Source organism: Microvirga zambiensis WSM3693 (genome assembly GCF_016735695.1).
Taxonomy (GTDB): Bacteria; Pseudomonadota; Alphaproteobacteria; order Rhizobiales; family Beijerinckiaceae; genus Microvirga; species Microvirga zambiensis.
The window spans coordinates 1-20,487 of record NZ_JAERQD010000039.1 but is presented as its reverse complement, the minus strand read 5'-3'; the positions used below and the strand labels follow the sequence as shown (position 1 = coordinate 20,487).

At 60.2% G+C, this 20,487-nt stretch carries 20 protein-coding genes and 1 pseudogene; 8 read left to right on the top strand and 13 right to left on the bottom strand.

Annotated features, from left to right (window positions below):
* Positions 1-424: 424 nt before the first annotated feature.
* Entirely contained in the window at positions 425-652 is a 228-nt protein-coding gene (locus tag JKL46_RS23835) for a dodecin (RefSeq protein ID WP_201838078.1), read from the bottom strand.
* Between the two features lie 1,103 nt (positions 653-1,755).
* On the opposite strand from JKL46_RS23835, the gene JKL46_RS23830 reads away from it, so the two are divergent.
* The 4 genes from JKL46_RS23830 to nadC all read left to right on the top strand — a co-directional run bounded on the left by JKL46_RS23830 (position 1,756) and on the right by nadC (position 6,362).
* On the top strand, positions 1,756-2,736 hold the full coding sequence (locus JKL46_RS23830) for an NUDIX hydrolase (protein ID WP_201838076.1): 981 nt from the start codon (positions 1,756-1,758) through the stop codon (positions 2,734-2,736).
* A gap of 156 nt (positions 2,737-2,892) precedes the next feature.
* The gene (nadA, locus tag JKL46_RS23825; protein WP_201838074.1) at positions 2,893-3,891 is read left to right on the top strand and encodes a quinolinate synthase NadA; all 999 of its coding nucleotides are present in this window, start codon (positions 2,893-2,895) and stop codon (positions 3,889-3,891) included.
* 9 nt (positions 3,892-3,900) lie between these two features.
* Positions 3,901-5,490, top strand: coding sequence for an L-aspartate oxidase (locus JKL46_RS23820; RefSeq protein ID WP_201838072.1), 1,590 nt, complete (start codon positions 3,901-3,903; stop codon positions 5,488-5,490).
* Positions 5,487-6,362: a carboxylating nicotinate-nucleotide diphosphorylase gene (gene nadC, locus JKL46_RS23815; RefSeq protein ID WP_201838070.1), complete on the top strand. Its 876-nt coding sequence runs from the start codon at positions 5,487-5,489 to the stop codon at positions 6,360-6,362. Before JKL46_RS23820 ends, nadC begins: the two co-directional genes overlap by 4 nt.
* 617 nt (positions 6,363-6,979) lie before the next feature.
* Here nadC and JKL46_RS23810 read toward each other — a convergent pair.
* The 4 genes from JKL46_RS23810 to JKL46_RS23795 all read right to left on the bottom strand — a co-directional run bounded on the left by JKL46_RS23810 (position 6,980) and on the right by JKL46_RS23795 (position 9,498).
* On the bottom strand, positions 6,980-7,285 hold the full coding sequence (locus tag JKL46_RS23810; RefSeq protein ID WP_201838068.1) for a hypothetical protein: 306 nt from the start codon (positions 7,283-7,285) through the stop codon (positions 6,980-6,982).
* 545 nt (positions 7,286-7,830) lie between these two features.
* Positions 7,831-8,055: a DUF3563 family protein gene (locus JKL46_RS23805; protein ID WP_201838066.1), complete on the bottom strand. Its 225-nt coding sequence runs from the start codon at positions 8,053-8,055 to the stop codon at positions 7,831-7,833.
* 120 nt (positions 8,056-8,175) lie between these two features.
* The gene (locus JKL46_RS23800; protein WP_201838064.1) at positions 8,176-8,460 is read right to left on the bottom strand and encodes a hypothetical protein; all 285 of its coding nucleotides are present in this window, start codon (positions 8,458-8,460) and stop codon (positions 8,176-8,178) included.
* A gap of 279 nt (positions 8,461-8,739) precedes the next feature.
* The gene (locus tag JKL46_RS23795; protein WP_201838062.1) at positions 8,740-9,498 is read right to left on the bottom strand and encodes a proteasome-type protease; all 759 of its coding nucleotides are present in this window, start codon (positions 9,496-9,498) and stop codon (positions 8,740-8,742) included.
* 313 nt (positions 9,499-9,811) lie between these two features.
* On the opposite strand from JKL46_RS23795, the gene JKL46_RS23790 reads away from it, so the two are divergent.
* From JKL46_RS23790 to JKL46_RS23775, 4 genes are all read left to right on the top strand, one after another.
* A complete protein-coding gene (locus JKL46_RS23790; RefSeq protein WP_201838060.1) occupies positions 9,812-10,033 on the top strand; it encodes a hypothetical protein in 222 nt (73 codons plus the stop codon).
* Positions 10,034-10,939: 906 nt separating this feature from the next.
* On the top strand, positions 10,940-11,242 hold the full coding sequence (locus JKL46_RS23785; protein ID WP_201838058.1) for a helix-turn-helix domain-containing protein: 303 nt from the start codon (positions 10,940-10,942) through the stop codon (positions 11,240-11,242).
* A gap of 179 nt (positions 11,243-11,421) precedes the next feature.
* Complete coding sequence (locus JKL46_RS23780; RefSeq protein ID WP_201838056.1) at positions 11,422-11,634, top strand: hypothetical protein; 213 nt, start codon at positions 11,422-11,424, stop codon at positions 11,632-11,634.
* A gap of 193 nt (positions 11,635-11,827) precedes the next feature.
* The gene (locus JKL46_RS23775; protein WP_201838054.1) at positions 11,828-12,031 is read left to right on the top strand and encodes a hypothetical protein; all 204 of its coding nucleotides are present in this window, start codon (positions 11,828-11,830) and stop codon (positions 12,029-12,031) included.
* Positions 12,032-12,220: 189 nt separating this feature from the next.
* Here the strand turns inward: JKL46_RS23775 and JKL46_RS23770 are convergent, their stop codons facing one another.
* The 8 genes and pseudogenes from JKL46_RS23770 to JKL46_RS23735 form a co-directional block, all read right to left on the bottom strand.
* Positions 12,221-12,448, bottom strand: a complete 228-nt coding sequence (locus JKL46_RS23770; RefSeq protein WP_343074105.1) for a uroporphyrinogen-III synthase — start codon at positions 12,446-12,448, stop codon at positions 12,221-12,223.
* Between the two features lie 163 nt (positions 12,449-12,611).
* Positions 12,612-13,088, bottom strand: a complete 477-nt coding sequence (locus JKL46_RS23765) for a flavin reductase family protein (RefSeq protein WP_201838052.1) — start codon at positions 13,086-13,088, stop codon at positions 12,612-12,614.
* 186 nt (positions 13,089-13,274) lie between these two features.
* On the bottom strand, positions 13,275-13,979 hold the full coding sequence (locus JKL46_RS23760) for an ABC transporter ATP-binding protein (RefSeq protein WP_201838050.1): 705 nt from the start codon (positions 13,977-13,979) through the stop codon (positions 13,275-13,277).
* Positions 13,979-15,802: a branched-chain amino acid ABC transporter ATP-binding protein/permease gene (locus tag JKL46_RS23755; RefSeq protein ID WP_201838048.1), complete on the bottom strand. Its 1,824-nt coding sequence runs from the start codon at positions 15,800-15,802 to the stop codon at positions 13,979-13,981. Before JKL46_RS23755 ends, JKL46_RS23760 begins: the two co-directional genes overlap by 1 nt.
* A 29-nt stretch (positions 15,803-15,831) precedes the next feature.
* Positions 15,832-16,713: a branched-chain amino acid ABC transporter permease gene (locus tag JKL46_RS23750; RefSeq protein ID WP_201838046.1), complete on the bottom strand. Its 882-nt coding sequence runs from the start codon at positions 16,711-16,713 to the stop codon at positions 15,832-15,834.
* 105 nt (positions 16,714-16,818) lie between these two features.
* Positions 16,819-17,964, bottom strand: coding sequence for an ABC transporter substrate-binding protein (locus JKL46_RS23745; RefSeq protein WP_201838044.1), 1,146 nt, complete (start codon positions 17,962-17,964; stop codon positions 16,819-16,821).
* An 89-nt stretch (positions 17,965-18,053) separates the two neighbouring features.
* Positions 18,054-19,352: an LLM class flavin-dependent oxidoreductase gene (locus JKL46_RS23740; protein ID WP_201838042.1), complete on the bottom strand. Its 1,299-nt coding sequence runs from the start codon at positions 19,350-19,352 to the stop codon at positions 18,054-18,056.
* A gap of 259 nt (positions 19,353-19,611) precedes the next feature.
* Positions 19,612-20,238: pseudogene (locus JKL46_RS23735) on the bottom strand (IS6 family transposase); the annotation flags it as partial.
* Between the last annotated feature and the right edge of the window lie 249 nt (positions 20,239-20,487).

Sequence of the window (20,487 nt, the reverse complement as noted above, 5' to 3'; positions counted from 1 at the left end):
GGCGACACCTCGTCTTACCGATTCATTAGCCAGGCATTCCCTACCCAGACGGGCACAAAGAACCATACTGCAACCCAAGTACCGGGCACAACGGTCGGCATCGGCGCCACGGGCTGCGTTAGCACTTGGCGCTGGCGCCTCACTTCGTTGAGATCAATGATTTCTGCCGTCGCGGCCATGGCCTATGCCTAGTGTTCATCAAACAGAACGTATGATCCTTTATAAAGAACTGATTGTCAATATTACGGAAGCTTAGCAGCTAGTTTGGCTGCATCATGCTGAAATTGCTTGATTTCCGGAGTTGGCTCGGGTGTCAGCCCTTGTTCTGAGTGACGAACAATCGGACTGAACTGCGCCGTCGCCAGCACGTTCGATCCATCTCGCCTTTTCAATTATGTTGGAACGTTTCGCTTCTAGGCAATTGCTAGTATATGTTGCTATGGAGACTCGTCATCCAGAGTAACGCTGGCCTCGAGTACTGATAGTGCCGGATCTCGCCGTTCTCGATATGCCCGCGGGTCTGCACGACCTCGAACCAGTGCAGATTTCTCAATGTCTGGCCGGCACGCTTGATCGCGGTCTGGATCGCATCCTCAATGCTGCTCTCAGACGAACCGACGAGTTCGACCACCTTGTAGACATGGTCTGACATGACACGCTCCAAATGACGATCCTGCGAGCAGATAGGACCTTATGCCGGGACTGCCAGTCTCACGGTTCTGTAAGATGGATTGGACCGAGTGCATGACTTGCTACGGCAGCTGCGCGCACAACAGCAGAGCGACACTGCCAGCTGTCAGGACGGTGGCCAGCAGAATGCGATCAACCAGGACACTCGGTGTTGGTCTGGGACCCACGACCCGCCGCATCATCGTGCAGCCTGCCTTGTGAAACGAACTTCGCGGAATGACCCTCGCCGAATGATGCAGCTGTGAGGCGCCTGCAAGGGGAAGAGGATCATCGATTGGCTCCCTGTCGAAGAGTGAACGTGTTGTAGTGTTTCGAGGCCGATCGTGGGCTTGAGGCTCCCGTTGAAGCGGCCTCGCTGTTTCGAAGTTCGCCTGCCTGGAAACGAGGGCTGCCGTCATCGTCGCGGAACCCGAGGGCCTCTGCGCTCGACAACTATCACTTTGGTCTCACGCGGGCGGGCGCGAGCCGCGCCTGCCACTCCGGTAGCACCTTCTGCTGCCTTCAGCACCTCCGGCCGAACCTCAGCCTCTGGCAGGCCCATCAACTGCGCTGCAATCTCAACCTGATCCTCGATGTGCCCTGTCAGACCCTGAGCAGCCGCAATAGCTTCCTTCAGCACCGGTGGATCATGGCGCGTTCGTCGACGGCTCCACTCGGTGGCTGTTGGCTTGCGATCCATCTGACCAGTTCCCCTTGACCGAGAGGACAACGCCCAGAGCGGAAATTTGTGCGTTGCACAATTGCCGCAGCCGATCGGAAAGCGGGATTCAGGCGTGCGGCCTCCCCGTTCCGCCTCTCCCGCCGCCATGCGGAAAAGCCTGGTTGCCGTCGGCCAGTTGCCCGTCATGAGCGAGCCTTGAGCACTCCGCGTCATGATCTGCGAAACGCCGAAGCCTGCTTCACCCGATCTCGTCTCATTTCGTGTGGCTGCTCCACGTTCGGCATCACGGACGATCCAAAGCGCCTGAAGGCGGGATACCTCGCCACATCGAAAGTTCGTCTCGACCGAGGGGATCCAGCGACCTATCGTGGTTCTCCCGTGTCTTGTGCGCCTCCCGAGTATCCATGGCCTCTTCCTCCCGACGACCAAAGACCCGCGCGCAGCCTCATGTGGCGCCAACTGTCGACCTCAGTGCCGTCATCATGGCGGCCACGCCGGACGAGCCGCGGGTCCTCACGGTGCGGGCCACTCCACAGCAGCCCGACGGCCTGCCTTCAGGTCCCCTGCAGTCGGAGCATCGCACCCTGGAGATGGGGCTGCGGACCTGGGTGGCCGAGCAGACCCAGCTGACCTTGGGCTATGTCGAGCAGCTCTACACCTTTGGTGATCGCGACCGGACTGAGGCCGATGCCTCAGGCGCGGGGCATGCTCTGTCCATCGCCTATCTGGCGCTCGTGCGCGAAGCCCGGCCGGCAGGCTTGGCGCATGCCGCCTGGCGGAACTGGTACAGCTATCTGCCGTGGGAGGATTGGCGCGAGGGCCGACCCAAGGCCCTCGATGTGATCAAGCCGCGCCTGAAGGTCTGGGCGCGAGCAGGCGGCAAACCTCTTCGACAACTCCGCGAGGAGCGGATCGAGCTCACGTTCGGATTTGAGGCCGAGGGCTGGTCCGACGAGCGGGTTCTCGAGCGCTACGAACTGCTGTTTGAGGCCGGCCTCGTTCCCGAGGCTCTCCGCGACACCCAGCCACCTGTCCCGTCGAAGGTGCGGCTGGCGCCCGGTCTCCCGATGGCACTGGACCACCGGCGGATTCTGGCGACAGCCATCGGCCGCCTGCGCGGCAAGATCAAGTACCGGCCAGTGATCTTCGAGCTGATGCCGGCCTCCTTCACCCTGCTTGAACTCCAGAAGACGGTCGAGGCTCTGTCGGGCGTTCGGCTTCACAAGCAGAACTTCCGGCGCCTGGTCGAGGTGCAGGGGCTGGTGGAGGAAACCGGCGAGGTCACGACCGAGACAGGCGGGCGCCCGGCCCGGCTGGTGCGCTTCCGGCGCGAGGTTCTGATCGAGCGCCCGGCCCCTGGCGTGCGGTTGCCCCGCTTACGGTGATCCCGAGGACGCCGAAAATAGCTTGACGCGGGCTTATACTCGTGTCTAGCATTACTCATGTGCCGGCTATCCAGCCGGCTTTCTTGTTACCGTATAATGCTCTAGTCGAGCATAAATATGACTCATTAATGCTCGTCGCGAGCATAGGAGGCTCCAATGTCCGCTGCTGCTGTGATGGCGCCTGCGTCGCTGCCCCTGCCCGATCTCTACGCCCGCGTGCGGCATCACGTTCCGGCGATGGAATGGCCCGTGTTCGCCCACGATATTGAGGCCATCCTTGCGCTCAAGCGCGAGCACAATGCAGTCATCCTCGCCCATAACTACCAGACGCCCGAGATCTTCCATACGGTGGCTGATATCGTCGGCGACAGTCTCGCGTTGGCGCGAGAAGCGGTGACCACGGACGCCGATGTGATCGTGCTCGCCGGCGTGCACTTCATGGCGGAGACCGCCAAACTGCTCAATCAGGACAAGACGGTGCTCATTCCCGACGCTGAGGCCGGCTGTTCCCTGGCCGAGTCGATCACAGCAGAGGATGTGCGCGGGTTGCGGGCACGCTACCCGGGCGTTCCTGTCGTCACCTACGTGAACACCTCTGCGGCGGTAAAGGCCGAGTCGGACATCTGCTGCACCTCAGGCAACGCCAAGAAGGTCATCGAATCGCTGGGCGTCAATCGGGTGATCATGCTGCCGGACGAGTTCCTGGCCCAGAACACGGCTGCTCTTGTTCCTGACGTCGAGATCATCACCTGGGCCGGCCACTGCGAGGTGCATGAGCGCTTCACCGCGGAGGATATCCGTGAAGTGCGTCAGAGCTATCCGGATGTCGTGGTGCTGGCCCATCCGGAGGCGCCACCGGAGGTGGTGGCAGCGGCGGACTATGCTGGATCGACGGCCGGCATGGCGGACTTCGTCGGCGAGAAGCGCCCGGCCCGGGTTGCCCTCCTGACGGAGTGCTCGATGAGCGACAACGTGGCGGCTCTCTATCCGGAGGTTGAGTTCGTGCGGCCCTGCAATCTGTGCCCGCACATGAAGCGCATCACCCTGCCCAAGATCCGGCGGGCTCTCGAAACACGTCAGCACGAGGTCATGATCGATCCGGCAGTGGCCGAGCGGGCCGGGCTGGCCGTCGAGCGCATGCTTTCTGTGCGCTGAGGGCTAGCCATGAGAACAACCCATCCGCATGATCGTGTCGTGATCGTGGGTGGCGGCATCGCGGGGCTGGCGACAGCCCTGCAACTGGCGCCGCTGCCCGTGACCTTGCTGGTCGCCTCCCCTCTTGGGCAGCACGCCTCCACGCCTCTGGCGCAGGGTGGGATTGCGGCTGCTCTCGGGGACGACGACCACCCCGCCCTGCATGCCGCCGATACCCTGCAGGCCGGCGCTGGTCTCAGCGATCCCGATGTGGCGGCTCGTGTCACAGAAGCCGCGACATCCTGCATCGAATGGCTGATTGCTCAAGGCGCCGGCTTTGATCGAGCCGGGTCTGATGCACAATTGATCCTGGGACTGGAAGCTGCCCACTCCCGCCGGCGGATCGTTCATGCCGATGGGGACAGAACCGGCAAAAGGGTTCTGGAGACCCTCATCCAAGCCGCCAGGAGCGCTCCCTCCATCCAGATCATGGAAAACCGCCGCGTCACCAATTTGGCGCTCGACGCCAATGGCGCGGTGGCCGGCGTGTTCTGCGTCGGACCCGATACTGGCGCTGAACCTGTCCTAGTCCTCGGCCGGGCCGTGGTGCTGGCAACAGGCGGGATCGGAGGCCTTTACGCCCATACCACCAATCCCCTCAGTGCCCAGGGTGGAGGTCTGGCGCTGGCAGCCCGGGCAGGGGCGGTGTTGCGCGATCTCGAATTCGTTCAGTTCCATCCCACGGCCATCGTGGCTGATCTTGATCCGATGCCGCTGGCCACCGAGGCCCTGCGCGGCGAAGGTGCTGTGCTCGTCAACGGCCGTGGCGAGCGCTTCATGCAAGACATTCCCGGAGCGGAACTGGCGCCGCGCGATGTGGTCGCGCGGACGATCTTTGCCCAGATCCGCGCGGGTGAGGGCGTGTACCTCGACACCCGTCCTGCACTCGGGGAACACATCACCAGGAAATTCCCCGGCGTGACGGCTTTGTGCCGGGGTGCCGGCATCGATCCGGTGCGCGACCCGATCCCAGTGCGCCCGGCCGCCCATTACCACATGGGCGGGATCAAGGTGGACCATCAGGGTCGTAGCTCTGTCGATGGGCTCTGGGCCTGTGGCGAAGTCGCCTCAACCGGCCTGCACGGGGCCAACCGGCTGGCAAGCAACTCGCTTCTCGAGGCGCTGGCCTATGCGGCCTGGATTGCTGACGATATTGAGGGATCGGCATCCCGGTTGCCTGCGAGCCAGCCCCTCTCACCTCCTGTAAGGCGTCAATACAAATCGGGTGGACAGCCGTCTCTGGATCTGCGGCAGATCCGCTCGGGCATGGATCGGCACGTTGGTGTGCTCCGCGAAGCGGCCGGGCTGCAGCAGGCCATTCGCCACTTCAACGCGCTCACCCAGGAGGCCCATGCAACGGGCGAGCGCGATGGTGCCTTGGTCAGCCTGCTGATTGCAACCGCCGCCTACCGCCGAAACGAGAGCCGAGGTGCTCATCAGCGGCTCGACCACCCTCACCTGATGCCGGAACAGCATACCGAGATCACCCTCGATCGGGCGCTGCGCATCGCAGCCGAGATCGCCAACGAAATGGCAGCACCTGCCAGGAGAGTCGCATGAAGCCGATCCTCACCCCGCTAGGCATTTTGGCGCCGCTGCCGCGCCTTTTGATTGAGCCGATCGTGCGCGCTGCCCTGCTCGAGGATCTGGGCCGGGCAGGCGACATCACGACGGATGCCGTCATTCCCGCAGCGGCTAGGCTGCGGGGGGCAATCGTGGCCCGTGAACCCGGTGTGGTCGCGGGCGTGGATGCAGCGCTGCTGGCCTTCACCCTGATCGACCCTGCCGTCGCGGTCGCCGTCGACCGCCCCGACGGCAGTCGGGTCGAACGGGCAGAGGCCGTTCTCCACCTGGAAGGTCCGGCCCGGAGCATACTCTCGGCGGAACGTGTGGCTCTCAACCTGCTCTGCCGGATGTCAGGCATTGCAACAGCGACCGCAGCGCTCGTTGAAGCCATTCGGCCCCATGGACATGCCCGGATCGTCTGCACGCGCAAGACCACGCCGGGACTGCGGTCGCTCGAGAAGCACGCCGTTCGGGCTGGCGGAGGAGCCAACCATCGCTTTGGCCTCGACGACGCCGTCCTGATCAAGGACAACCACATCGCCATCGCTGGAGGCGTCCGGCCAGCTCTTGAGCGAGCCCGTGCCGCCGTCGGCCATCTGGTCAAGATCGAGATTGAGGTCGACACCCTTGATCAGTTGAATGAGGCGCTGGAGATCGGCACTGACGCGATCCTGCTCGACAACATGAGCGCGGACACGCTCACAGAAGCCGTTCGACGAGTGAACCAGCGCGCTATCACGGAAGCTTCGGGGCGGATCACCGTGGCCACGGCACCCGCCATCGCCGCGGCGGGCGTGGATCTGATCTCCACCGGCTGGATCACCCACAGCGCGCCCATCCTCGATCTGGGCCTAGACGTCACCTGATGAGCTTTGGCCCGATGGACCTGGGCTCCCAGTGAAAGTTGCTAGACTACGCGCTCCAGCGGATCATCCAACGGGTGCTGGATGGGGTGCCCTGACCGCGCTACCACGATGGCTGTCGTTGCGTGCTTCAGAGCATCTCGATTTGAAGCCCGTCATAGGCTGTCTCGATATGCGGCGGCAGTTCGCGGCGAAGCGTCTCGTACTCGAGAGCGTTCGAAAGCTCAGGTCGATGAAATCAAGGAATAAATCGGCTACTGGCTTCAGCAGTCGTTGTTTTTACAAGGCCGTAATCGTGCAGGATCTGACGCTTCGGTTTAGCGGCGACGTGGGTTGGTTGATCCGGGTTGGCCGATGTCGCTGATGTAGCCGACGCGATCACAGGACGCTTCGAAGTGCCTCAGCGCTCTACTCAACTTTCGCGTCATGACCGAGGAAGTGATTTGACCAGACTTTCGGATGTCCGGTATTCGCACAACGTGTCGGCGCCTGGTTTTCCGGAGAGCGGATCGAGCTTGGCACGGGGTTCCTGGTGTTCAGACGCTCCGTTCGCTGGCTCCGGCGCGTCTTAAGCGACGTCTGCTCTCGTCTCTGCGAACCTCCGGGCTGAGGGGCTCGAGCTAGTTCCGGGCGAGTTCTGATAGCGCAGCGAGTTGCTGCAGGTAGGGCTGCCGCGTAATGCGGTACTGGTCCCTGAGCTTTGTAAGTAATCGGGCTTTCAGCGCGGCACCGAGCGAGCTCCGGCTGAGGATCTCCCGCTCCCGCTCATAATCCAGGTCGAGGTCGACCAGCGCATCAATCAGCCCTTGCCGTGGAAGTTCATCCTCCGGCAATTCCATACAGGATGATGGCGTTTCCTCGCCCGGACCGACGTTGTACAATTCTCCAGCAGTCACACTTTGCTCCTCCGGATTGCCGAATTCCACGACAGTTCACAATTAGCGGCTGGCTGACCTTGCCTCCGGCTCGAATTAAGAAGCTCCCTCCAGGGAGCAGACCGCGATGAAGATGGAAATGACCCCGAGCAAGGGGACGAGTTCATTGAACACCGACGCCATGACGCCCTCGAAATGATAACGGCCCGAGCTCACGCACTAAGCTGGAACACTATGCGACAGTAACGGCCATCCAGAGGAAAAGGGTTGCTCGCGACAGCTTCTAATATCGGCATATTGAGCCTCAATTTTAAGCACCGGACAATCGGATTAGCCTTGCTGGAGGCGACTTGTCTTCCTGAGAGTGATCTGAAGCGCGGCTCGCGGGTACGTCATGTGCATCCTCGCGTCCGACCGCTCGCATCAGTCGAACCGATGCTCTCATAAGTTGATACAGCAGGCCGACCATCGCACGCGTCCGAACTCACCATGTGCGAAAGAAGCATCGCATCAATGCCTCCACTCAATACGAGGACCACCGCCACATATGCGATCAAGACAGGTCTCCGCCAACATCGCAGGGCTTGACGGTCTGATCAAAAGCGGCGAAACGGTCCGCGTCTCTGCCGGCCGCTCTTATCCAGCTCTCGTATGCGGAACTCAAGCTCGTGGCGATCCGAGGCTGACGCGAGATACTTCGCATCACATTCCTCATCACTCGGCAGGAGCTCGTGTTTGATCCAGCTCAGATGACGCCCCAGGTGTATGGACAGCGGCGGCAGATTGCCAGCAGCAAGTTTACAAAGCGAGAACAAAACCATGTCATGGCTCCTCATATGAAAATGGAGCCTTCCTGGTGTTTCCTGTATCGGCTTATTGCAGTCGTCTTCAGATGTTACCTAGAGGTAGCGCGCTGAGATGAAGGGTCCGTTATTCGGACCTCAGCTCCCTTGAATGCGAGAGCCTCTGCGCTTGATCACCACGATTTCTGTCTGGCGATTTCGAGCGGGCACTATTCGGCTTTTTCTGGTGTGAGCCGGCGCCAGCAGCACATGGGTTCTCACCTCTTCCTCCGGCAGGCCGATCAGCTGTGCGGCAATTTCGATTTGGCTTTCGACCTGATCCGTCAGACCTTGGGCCGCTGCAATCGCCTCATCGAGCGCTGGAGGATCGTGGCGCGTCCGTCGCCGGGACCATTCAGCAGGTGCGGTTTTTTCGTGATCCATTGCCCCCTCTCCAGCATCCGAACAGCAAACGACAGAGAAGGCATTTTGTGCAATGCACAATTGTCGCAGGCTCAGACACAGCCGGATTTCTGCATTACCAGGTTCGATTACCTGCGCCACACAGCACGACAACCTTGTTGTAACCAACTTCAATGCTTGTGAAACCGAGCGCCCCCAGCTGCCGGTCGCTACTGGCGTGTTGGCATCCCGCCTCACAGGCCCCGGCATGGATCTGGAAAACGGCGCAGAATCGATGGCAAGATGTGAGCCGGGTCGACTTCAATGACCCTCTAGCGGCTCCCCTCCATAAGGCGGACGGGGAATGCTCTTGTGGGCGGCCCGCAGGGCTGCCGACCAGCGCTCGCTCAAGTCATGGAAGTAAGGCTCACCCGGCTCGATGCGGTGGAGAACCTCAAAGGCGAGCGCGTCCCGCCGTGCAATCGCCAGATCAATCGGGAGCCCGACCCCGATGTTCGAGCGCATGGTCGAGTCCATTGAGATCAAGCTGATCTTCAGGGCCTCGTAGAGATCCGTGTTGTAGCGAACCGCGCGATCCAGGATGGGCTTGCCGTATTTGTGTTCGTCGATCTGGAAATAGGGGGCATCCGACCCGCAGCGAATGAAGTTTCCGGCTGAGTAGACGAGGTAGAGCTCCATTGGCCCGCCTGCAATCTGCCCGCCGAACAGGAATGTCACGTCGAACCTGAGGCTCGCCTTCTCCAAGGCCTCCTGCTCCATTGCCCGCACTTGCCTGACGGCTCTGCCGATCAGCAGCGCGGCCTGGAACAGCGTCGGCACGGTCTGCAGCGTTTCAGCCTCGTTGGTCTCGTCGTTGCGTAGCCCCTCCGCCAGCAGCCCTAGGACAGACTGTGACAGGGACAGATTGCCGGCACTGGCGAGGACCAGAACGCGCTCTCCTGGAACAGCCAGCGTTGTTAGCTTGCGGTAGGTGGAGATGTCGTCGAGCCCCGCATTGGTGCGGGTATCGGCAATCAGCACCAGGCCTTGCTCCACCAGAACACCGACGCAATACGTCATCGACGGCCCCCATCTGTATCACCAGTGATCGGAGAATGCCGAGCTTGGTCCTGTCATGCAACAAGTGTCTGCCCAGGGATCCGGCGCTCTCGAAGCTTATTGGCACAAGAAGACCAACAAGCTAAACTGTACGGGAGTTACGCATTCTCGCTGTAAGCTGAAGCATTCATGCCAAACGAGGGCTCTTATAACGCTTATGCAAGCCACACGTTCCAGATGAAAATTTAGGCTTGCTTGCCACTTACTTCGGCGCGAAGGTCCGCGGGCGAGGCGTCTGCCGCGTTGCAGAGGCGTCGGCGATAGGAGACACGCCATGACGAACCGTCAGCAAGACCAAGGCAATCAGGGCCAGGATCGAAATCAACAAAGCCAGAACAACCAGGGCCGGAACGCTCAGGGCGCGGATCAGAAGAACCAGGGCCAACCTCGGGATCAGCAGAACCAGAGCGGCCAGGATCGGAAGCAGCAGGAACAACAGAACCAAGGTCGGAATCCGCAAGGTTCAGATCAGAATCGGGACGAAAAGCAACGCTGATCATTGGCAGCGAACACCGCACGAGCAAGGCATCTCGTTCAGCCTCAACGACCCGACCGGCTCAAGGAAAAACTCGAGCCGGCCGTGATCTCGGCAGAGTTGTGCCCTAAGGCACTGGAGCGGCGGCTGGCTATGGCTGGTCCGAGGTTCGTAAGGCTTGACCCTGCCATTATTGCATCGAGGGTTTCGACATCGTCCCAGCCCGCCGAGACAAGCACGGCGTGAGCCACAATCAGCGGGCGAACCTCAATCAGACGTAGGTCGCTTCAGGATTGGGCGAACGGCGGCTGGCCGGGTATTTGCATCATCGCTGCTCAGGTTCGGTGATCGCTAAATCGGCTTGCCAGAGCGCAGTTTGTCATCGATGGCGAGGGGATTCTGAGGAACAGCCCCTTCGCTTCTCCGCACGGGCACCGGGTTCAGTGCCTGCGGGCATAGATCTTGCTTAGCCGAAGCGACTCTCCTGTTCTGAGGCTGGCATGCTGAACTTTCTCCGCCCATTCCTTGAAACCTTGAACGAGGCCGAGCGCGATCTCAGGCGTCAAGGCTACGTTGTCATCTATGGTGGAATGACATCCATCATCGTACCGATCGGCTCAAGCGAGCGAACGCCGCGGCCGCCTGGCAAGCCCCTGTGGCTGTGGGGAGCGGCTCCAGCGGCGTTTGGGCTCTGATCGGCACCCCCTGACCTGTCTCGCCCTGCGAGAAATCCGCTGCAGCGACGGCCACGCGGACCTCGGTCTATGTTCAGTGCAAATTTGCAGCGCGGATTGCTCGATCCGAACACCTCAGCATGCACTTTGGACGCCTCCGTCCTACCTTTATTCTTGCCCGGAGAGCCTTTCGTGACGCCTTGGCATAGCTACGCCAGGGTGATGCCTTCGGATTCGCAGAAGGATCATGGTGATGTACGAGAGACCCATCATCCCGGCACAGCTTCGCGCCGGACGAGCGCTCCTCGGATTATCCCAGACTGAGCTCGCTGGACGCGCGTGTCTGTCCCTGCCGACCATCAAGCGAGCTGAGGCAGATGATGAACTGGGTGCCTCCGCAGCCGCTGTCGCTGCCATCCGGGTTGCCCTGGAGGATCAGGGTGTGATCTTTCTCGAGGCAGCAGGAGGTGACGGGCCGGGCGTTCGCTTGCGTAGCTTTGGGCCACCTGACGAGGGCCTGAGGCCCAACCAGCTGACGAGCGACAACGATCTCTAATCCAGTGGTCGCCAATTGCGTCAGCTCTGTTGGAAGACAGAAAGGTATGCCAATTTAAGCCTCGTGATGCCTGGGAGCTCCTAATGGTCTATCGGGTCCGATGGCAACTCGTCGGACGGTCCGGGCAGCCGCTGGATGGTGGCTGCGCGGGTGAAGGCTTTTGCGCTTATAACGATGCCATGGCGACAGTGGTTGAGTTCCTGCGGCCTTACCCGGAGGTGTGCCGGTGCTCGCCGGAGAGCTATTGGCTGGCGCGCCGGTCGCACGAGGCTGATCTGGCAGTCTGGATCTGGGTTGAGCGTCACGAGGTCGAAGCGGCTGCAGGCGCCATGAGCCCCTGGATGCACCAGAGTGGAGGGATGGCCATAGCTTCGACACCGGCGTTCGATTAGTCGGTCTGCCGAACGCACCGAGTCGACGTCAGGTATGGCCAGGCTCTTTAACCCGGATCTAACCCCATCAGCTTCCCTGTTGAGCATTTGCAGGAACTGAACAATTGCAGAAGGGCTTGCAGCACATGAAGCTATACCGTCTCAACGTCACTGCGGATGGGGAGCCCACTGCGATTTTTGTCCTTGCGAGGATGTGGACAGCCTTCTCCAGACGTTGGAGGCGCAGGATCACGGTGAAGCCGATGAGGAGAGTCTGCTGCCTTACGTCGACGGAGAGAAAAAGCCGCGAGTGATCAGAAGCCTCGATGACGTGCCAGAGGAATACCTGGACTTCGTTTGCCTGGGTGACAATCCGGAAGAATACACCGTGACCGAGTTCTTCGACACGCAGGAGTAGCCACCCGAGTGGTGCAGGGTCGCGAGACCGGCGCCCGAGGCAAATCCAGTATACCGCATCAGGTCTTTCGGTCGGGCGCTGAAGAGTTGATCGAGCGTTGGAGCGCCATGGAAGATGTCGCCGATCAGTGGCGTGGAGAGCACCAAGACGCAACGGTCGGGTGCAGTGTTCATGCACTGCATAAGAACTTTAGGTGAGAGGAGTATGGCCGCCCTCTCCGGCCAGCCTTTTGCCCAGCGCAGCGATCATTGGCTTCAAGTGGAAGCTGTCCTGCGGCATCACCCCTACGGGCCAGCCAGCTTCCTCGACGGCTTGTGCGGTAACGGGGCCGATCGCAGCAACGACGATCCGGTTCATCGCCACATCAAGTGCGGACGCCGTGGTAAATTTCCGCGCGACCTCCTGAAGCCGACGCACCTGCGCCGTGCTGGTAAACGCGATCAGATCGATGGCTCCCGAGCTGGTGCACGTTCGTCATCCTGCTGAGATGGTCGCTGATTGCAGCTTAGATCGGATGTTCTGCGTAATCGTCGTCAGATGGGATGCGGTCACAACAGCGCCGCTACTCTGAGCGCTAGCCTTACCACCATAAACCGGCCCCCTCAGGGGAGAAGGTGCCGTAGGTCCCATGGGCATAGATCAAAGGCCTCGCGGCTGCCTTGGTGACGATTCCGACCACAGTTCCGAAGAACACGGTGTGCGTGGACATTGTTACCACCTCGGTCACCCTGCAATCAAAGCCTGCAAGGGCACTCTCAAGAACAGGAGCTCCAGTAACGAGCGGCGCCCATTGGCCCGTCGCGAAGCGCTCGTCGCCCTTTACGCCAGTCTCCCCTGAGAACCGCCGCGCCATGTCATCGTGGCCGCTGGCCAGCAGGTTGACGGAGAAACACCCGCTCTGGTGAATAGGCTCGTGAGCACTCGCGCCGGAGTTGATGCAAATCAGGATCGTCGGCGGATCGGCGGAGACTGAACAGACCGCTGTTGCGGCGAGGCCTGCACGGCTGCCTTCATGCTCGGTTGCAATGATCGCCACCCCTCCGGCCAAATGGCGCATGGCCTGCTTGAACTCGTCTGCCGATGTCGTACCACACCCTGAGGAGTAAGTTCTGCGGATCGGGAGATTGGGCTCTCAAAGCGTTCGGCGCTTACATTCATGGGCTTCAATCTCAACTCAAGAACTTCGATGTTCACATCAAATCCGGTTGTTGGCATGCCCTTGCTGAACCGGCGGATGATTGCTTCAGAACAGCATCACTAGTTCGCTCTCATCATTGGCGAGCGTATCGGCTGGGCCATCAAAGATGATCGTGCCGGTTTTCAGGACCACTGCCTTGTCCGCAACTGTCAGAGCTTGCTGCACATTCTGCTCGATGAGAACGACGCATTTCCCAAGTTTGTCGCGAAGGTCTCGGACAGAATGAAAGACGAACTCCGTCATCCCCGGCGACAATCCTGTTGACGGTTCGTCCAGAATGATAAGTTTGGGATCTGTCATCAGCGCCATGCCGATTGAAAGCATACGCCGCTCGCCGCCACTCAAGGTGTAGGCGGGTTGCCGAAGGCGCCCCTCCAGCTTTGGAAAGAGGCCAAGGACATGCCGGAGGCGCTCGTTCAGCCACCGCTTATCCCTCTGACGAACATGTCCCCCCAGCCGCAAGTTGTTCTCGACACTCATGGTCGGGAATACGGAATCATCCTGAAAGGACACAGCAATTCCTGCCTCGACGCGGCTACGAGAGGAAAGTGGTGAGAGATCACGCCCGCCGAGGACGAGACGCCCCTCCCAGACCGGGATGAGGCCGATCAGGGCCCGGACCAATGACGACTTACCCGCGCCATTGTGGCCGAAGACGGCAGTAATGGAACGGTCGGGAACCTCGAAGGTCACCCCGCGCAGGATCGGGTCGGTTCCATAGCCGCTGACGAGTTGCTCAACCTTCAGCATCACGCCACCTTCAGTTCGCGGTGTCCGAGATACACCCGCATAAGATCTCGATTGCCGATGATGTCAGCAGGCGTACCGGCCGCGATTACCCTCCCTTCCTCCATGAAGACGACCCAGTCGGCCAGATCACGAACCACTGTCATGTTGTGCTCAACCAGACAGACCGCCCGGTTTTCGCACTCCGCAAAGGATCGGATATGCTCCAGGAACGTGCCGAGGCGGCGCGGATCAACACCGGAGGTCGGCTCATCCAGGAGCATGACCCGCGGTGCGAAGGCATCAATCCGGGCCAGGGCCAACATCTTGCGCTGCGCATAGGACAGTTGCCCTGCGGGCGTATTGGCATGCTGCTCAAGGCCGAACCGCTCTAGCAGTCGCCAGGCGGCATCCAGGTTTTCAATCTCGTCTCTTCTTGAGCGCTCAGGGTGGGCAAGCCATCCCAGCGCCGTCGCCCCATGTTGGTTTGCTCGAGCGGCGAGGATATTCTCGATGGCACTCAGCCGACCCCAGACCCGCACATCCTGGAAGGTACGTGCAAGGCCCAGTCGAGCAATCTCTGCCGCGGTCCGACCGATGATCGATGTCCCTCCGATCGAAGCGGTGCCGGAATCGCTCTGTTCGACGCCGCTCAGGATGTTGAACGTGCTGGTCTTGCCGGCGCCGTTGGGGCCGATGATGGCAACGATCCTGCCATCAAACAAATCGAGGCTTGCATCCGCGACGGCTGTGACGCCTCCGAAGGACTTGCGAAGACCACGGCAAGTCAAAACTGGAGCGCTCTGCTGGTCCATCCGGGATCCGGTTGCGGGATGTGGCTGTGCCGGAACAGGGGTGTGTGCACCAGGAACGGTGGACGGGATGGTCTCTCCGGCCTCCCCTGCCCTGCGCGTCGGCAGAACGTATTTGGGCAAACGCTCCGCAATCAGGCCGGTGCTGCGAATAGCCAGAACGCCAATCAGCGCGACCGCGAAGAAGACCTGCCGCAAATGGGCAGTCATATCAAAGGGCACACCCAACACGTTGTCGAGAAGAATGCGGAGCAATTCGAGGAGCGCCATGATGAGAACCGCGCCGACACTTGCGCCCAGCAAACTATACTGGCCACCGACGATGAGCATGACCAGAAACAGCACAGTCGCATCGAGTTCGAACTGCGTGGGACCGACATAGTTGAAGTGGCTGGCAAACAGGGCGCCCGCAAGCCCCGTAAGCCCTGCTCCAATCACCAGGACGCTGGCCTTGATCAGCATCGTATCTCGCCCATAGGCCTCAACGGCGACGTCATCCTCGCGGACGGCCCGTATCAGACGTCCGTAAGGGGACTGGATCAGCGTATAACAAAACCAGAAGGATAGAGCGGCAAAGCCAACCATGACGGCCAGCTTCACCTGAGGATAAGAGATGACCACTGACCCTATGTTGAGGCCGGTGCTGGACGATAGCCAGGAGCCGAACGCCAAGCCAGGAACAGATAAAATCCCGTCTGGCCCTCCAGTGACCGGCAGATTGATGACGAGCGTCACAAAGATCAGCTGCACCGCAAACGTGACAATCATGAAGTAGCGCCCGCGGTTGCGCAGCGCGGGCCAAGCCACAACGGCTCCCCCAAGTGCAGCCAGGGATATGCCGGCGAGCAGCATCGCGGGAAAGCCGGCTGCCGGTAGAAGGCGCGTGCCTGCGATCGCAGCACCATAGGCTCCCAAGCCATAGAAAACGGCATGCCCCAGGTGGAGCATCCCGCCCAACCCCTTGATCAGCATGTAACCGTGCACTGCAATCATGAGGATTGCCGTCAGGGTCAGCACGTCGATGATGTAGGCCATGGAATTCCTCGTGCCGGGTTGGCTGCCAATCAGGCCCGCTGGCGCACAGGGCTGAAGCTGCCGAACAATCCTTGGGGCCGCAGGAGCAGGACCGCGATGACGATGGCGTAGGTCACGACCTCCTGCCAGCTGGACGAGAACCCCCAGACAGCCAAGTGGAAGCAAATGCCCAGGAGCACTGCGGCAAGGACGGGGCTGGTAAAGGTGGCAAGCCCACCCACAATGATGGCTGCCATCCCGAGAAACACCGGCGTGGTGGCTATATACGGGTCGACACCGTTCTCGGCTATCTCCGGAACGACGGCTGCGCCGACGATGAGACCCGCAATCCCGTACGTCCAGCGGTAAGTCGCGTCCGTGCTGATCCCGATACCCTGGGCCAAGGTCCGGTTGTCGGCCACGGCGAGGATAGTTCTACCGCGACCCGTGCGGTGGCAGAAGTACGCCACTCCGGCGAGTGCGACAAGGCTGAGGATCATTTTGGTGATCTGGACCGCGTTGAGGCGCGTTCCGCCGATTTCCCAGCCCGGGATGATGTCGTCGATCAGAAAAAACTTCTGTGCCGACATGGTGGCGGCGAGGATATGCTGGACAGCAATGTGCAGGCATAAGGCCACCAGCACGAGCACGAAGAGAGCAGAATTGCGCTTGATGAAATGGCGGTACACGGCGGTGTAAATTCCGATGCTCGCAAGCGGCGCCACAATCAGAGCCCCTGCAGCACACCACAGGAAGGGCCACTCCAACTGGGTCTTTAGGATCAGGGCCGTATAGGCAGTAATGAGATAGACGGCGGCGAGGCCGAAGTCGATCATGCCGACGGTCCGCCAGATCAATGCGAGAGCCAAGGCAATCAGCGCAATGCTGAGCCCGAATGCAGTTCCGTTGATGAGATAGGGGACAAGTGACATACCGGTGGTCCAGGCCACTTCAAGTGGCGATTGGTCAGTGCTGCGGCCAACACCTCATAAAACCGTGCCAGCCTGCGCCGGCACGGTTAGCATCAGTCCGCAGTGTTATTGAAGCTGGCTTGGAGTCAGGCTCTGCTCCAGCTTGCGGCCGCCGCCAGCGACGCTGAACAGGGCGAGAGGACGCACGGTGTTGCCATCGGGCAGGAAGCGGTACTCATTGACCGGGGTCTTGACCGTCTGGAGCTCGCGCAGTTTCGTGATCAGGTTGCGACCTGAGATCTCCTTGCCCTCCTGCTTTAGCTGCTGGGCCAGAGAGGTCACAATCCAAGCGAAATCATAGCCCATACCGACGTACCCGCCGTACGATTTGGTGGCCTCGTGCACCGACTGGGGCGCCCCTTCAGGCACGTCATGACTCACGAAGAAGAAGTTGTTTTCGGCCAGCTTGAGGTTGTAAACATCGGGTGTGTCGCCGGCCGTATAGGTGATGAAGAGTCCCTTGAATCCGAGCTCACGGCCGGCGCGAATGCCGAGGGGAACCGTGCCGCCACCGATCGGCGCCAAGTAGATGGCATCCGGCTTGGCCTCGAGAATTTTGGTGGTTTGTGCCCTGAGATCGGCAGGCGCATTGGGGTGCCCTTCGGCAGCCACGAGCTTGATGCCGACTTTCCCGAACTCGATTTCGCATTGGTCGCGCATCTCGATACCAAATTCATAGTTCACGTAGAGGATGCCGAAGGTCTTGACGTCCGGATAGCGCTCCTTGACGTGCTTTGCGGCCACTGCACACTGGAGCGTGGTGACCGCCTCGATCTGCTGGGTCAGCTTTGAGCTTTTCACCACATTGACGCCAGAGGAGGTCGTGAAGGCCGCAACTCCCGCTTCGTCGATCAGAGAGCCGTTTTGCACCATCACGTTGGTGCCCCAGCAGATCAGGGCCTGGATCTTGTTGACCTGGAAGGCCTTATTGAAGGAGAGCCTGGCCTGTGCCGGATCGTTGTTTCCAATATCGACAGGAACCGGTTCAAGCTTGATACTATCGGTACCCGCTGAAGCGTTCGCGGACTGGAGAACGAGCTCGGCACCTTTCCAGAGAGCGGTGGCAAACTTCGCAGGGCCTTGAGCCGTGCTCTGACAGATGCCGACTGGAATTGTCGTTTGTGCTTGCGCTGGTGGCGTCAGAATGCTGCCGATGGCAAAGACCAGTCCGCTGAAAACAGCGGCTTTAATGGGATTCAGGTGTTTCAGCATCGTTGATGTCCTTCCGATTGTGCACGCCTGAGACCAATCACGGGCGGAGGCACGGCATGGGTAACGGGAGCATTCCTGCTGACAGGAGCTTAGATTCCGAGATGGCTGCGAAGGGTGCTGCCGTTGTAGTCCTTGCGGTAGACGCCGAGGCGCTGAAGTTCAGGCACAACCAGATCCACGAACTCGGTGAAGGATTCCGGCAGGAAGGCCGGTGAGATCACGAAGCCGTCTGATGCACCGGACCGGAAGGTTTCGGCGAGCTCTTCAGCGATCTGTTTGGGCGTGCCACAGAGCTGTGGGACCATGACACTCTCGCCGTATCGGCGCCCGGCATCCCTTAAAGTCATGCCTTCTTCCTTGGCGACGCGTGACACCATGGCGATGTTCCCCTGAGTGCCGGAACTGCGAAGTTCGCTCACGGGCGCATCCAGATCGAGCGTCGACAGATCCACATTGGCATGGGCCGATAGCGTTGAGAGTCCCACGAGGGGTTCGACAAGGCTGTTATGGGCGTCCCGCTTCTCACGCGCTTCCGCCTCGGTCTGGCCAACGAACGGCATCACCGCAGGAAGAACCTTGCACGCGGTCTCAGGGCGCCCAACCTGTGCCAAATCCTCACGAATGCTTTGGGTAAAGCGGCGCATCAGCTCGGTACTGGGCGAAATGTTGAAGATAACTTCAGCCCATTTAGCTGCGAAGGTTCGTCCTCTATCGGAGGAGCCGGCCTGGATGATCACGGGTCGTCCCTGCGGACTGGCTGGGATATTGAGGGGTCCGCGCGATTTTAGATATGTGCCGTTGTAGTTGACGTAGTGGACCTTCTCGGGATCGGCGTAGATGCCCTTCTCGGCATCCAAGATGAGCGCGCCAGGCTCCCAGCTGTCCCAAAGCTTACAGGTCACCTCGAGGAATTCATCGGCGCGGTCGTATCGCTGGTCATGATCGAGATGGCTCTCGATGCCGAAATTCATCGCCTCTCCGTCGTTCATCGACGTGACGACGTTCCAAGCGGCGCGTCCGCCAGAGAGGTGATCGAGTGTCCTGAACTCGCGCGCGATGTGGTACGGCAGGTCATAGGTGGTAGAACGGGTGGCCCCTAAACCGATCCGTTCCGTGACAGCTGATATGGCGCTGAGGACGGGCACCGGATCCATCCGGGTTGAGTCCTGATCGCCATACCGAATTCCGATCGTTTTATCATTCCCGAAGCGGTCGGCGATTCCAAGCCGATCGGCGAAGAAGACGAGGTCGAATTTGCCTCGTTCCAGTGTCTGAGCAATGTCCATGTAGTAGCGCGCCGATAGGAACGGCACGTCATGCTTTGGATTGCGCCACAAACTATGGCTATGGACAACGGGGCCGGCAATGAGAAAGCCCGCGAGATGCATTTCCTCTCTAGCCAAGCTTAGACCCTCCGTCGGCCCGATCTGTTTTGTAAACCGGACGAAACCTACGCTAGTTTGGGTCCTTGTCAACGGACACGTTCGCTATAAGAAACGACCGCCACAGCAGTAGACTTGAGGCAAATGGTCCGAAAGCAACCAGAAGTTGGATTGTCGTCTCGCGTGACGTGAGGCGACTTTGCGATGGTGCGTGCTGCGGCTGTCGCCGGGATAGCGGCGAACTGGGGTCGTACTTCGCCTATTCCTTGCGCATCATGTGGACCATCTCGATGCGGCTCAGGATTGCCCAAGCGGATGCCATCGACTTGAATCCGAGCGTTGGCCGCACTCGACGTTTGACAGCGCGCTGATCCTGCTCGATGCGATTATTCAAGTAGGCACTTTGCAGGATCCGGATCGGCTTCAGTTTTCGCCTCGATCGATCTTGAATTCGCTCTGTCGTATCGCATAGCAGGACGGTCTCGCGGTCCGTCTGGCTGCCGTCACCGAAAATTCGCTCTGACCGGCTATGCCGCTTGGGAGCCTCGCATAGAATGCGCCTGGCGGCCGTCAGATTCATCGCTCGCTGAACTAAAATCTACCGTATCGGAGTTGCTGTTGATTGCTCGAAAGAGATATCGCCACTGGCCTCTGACCCTGATGTTTGTCTCATCAACGTGCCACCATCCGGTGACGGTTCGCTTACGTGAATTGAATCGCTCCAGCGGTTCCGGCGGGTACCAGATGACCGTCTATGAATGGTCACGTGATCGACCAAGATGGCCCGTCCGGCCACCATCTCTTTGAGATTTAAGAGGCTCAGGCCGTAAGCGAGATACCACCGGACACATAGCAGAATCACCGAGCGGTCGAAGTGACTGCCTTTGAACATCATAAGCCGCCAGAGCTCGCCGAAGGCATAGGCCGAACACAATTACTGATGGCTCTGCGACAAATGCCGAGAAGATATTGTTGTCGCTGTGGCCGCCGAGAGGGCTTGCCGCCCATCAGGTCCTCCCCAAATCTGAAGCTTCTCACATGAGTGACATGCTAAGTGCCTTATTATACCAAGTCCCTGAAGGTCTGACTCTTTCGTGATTTCTCGGACCGGGATGGGTGTGATTCATTTTGGTGAACCTGG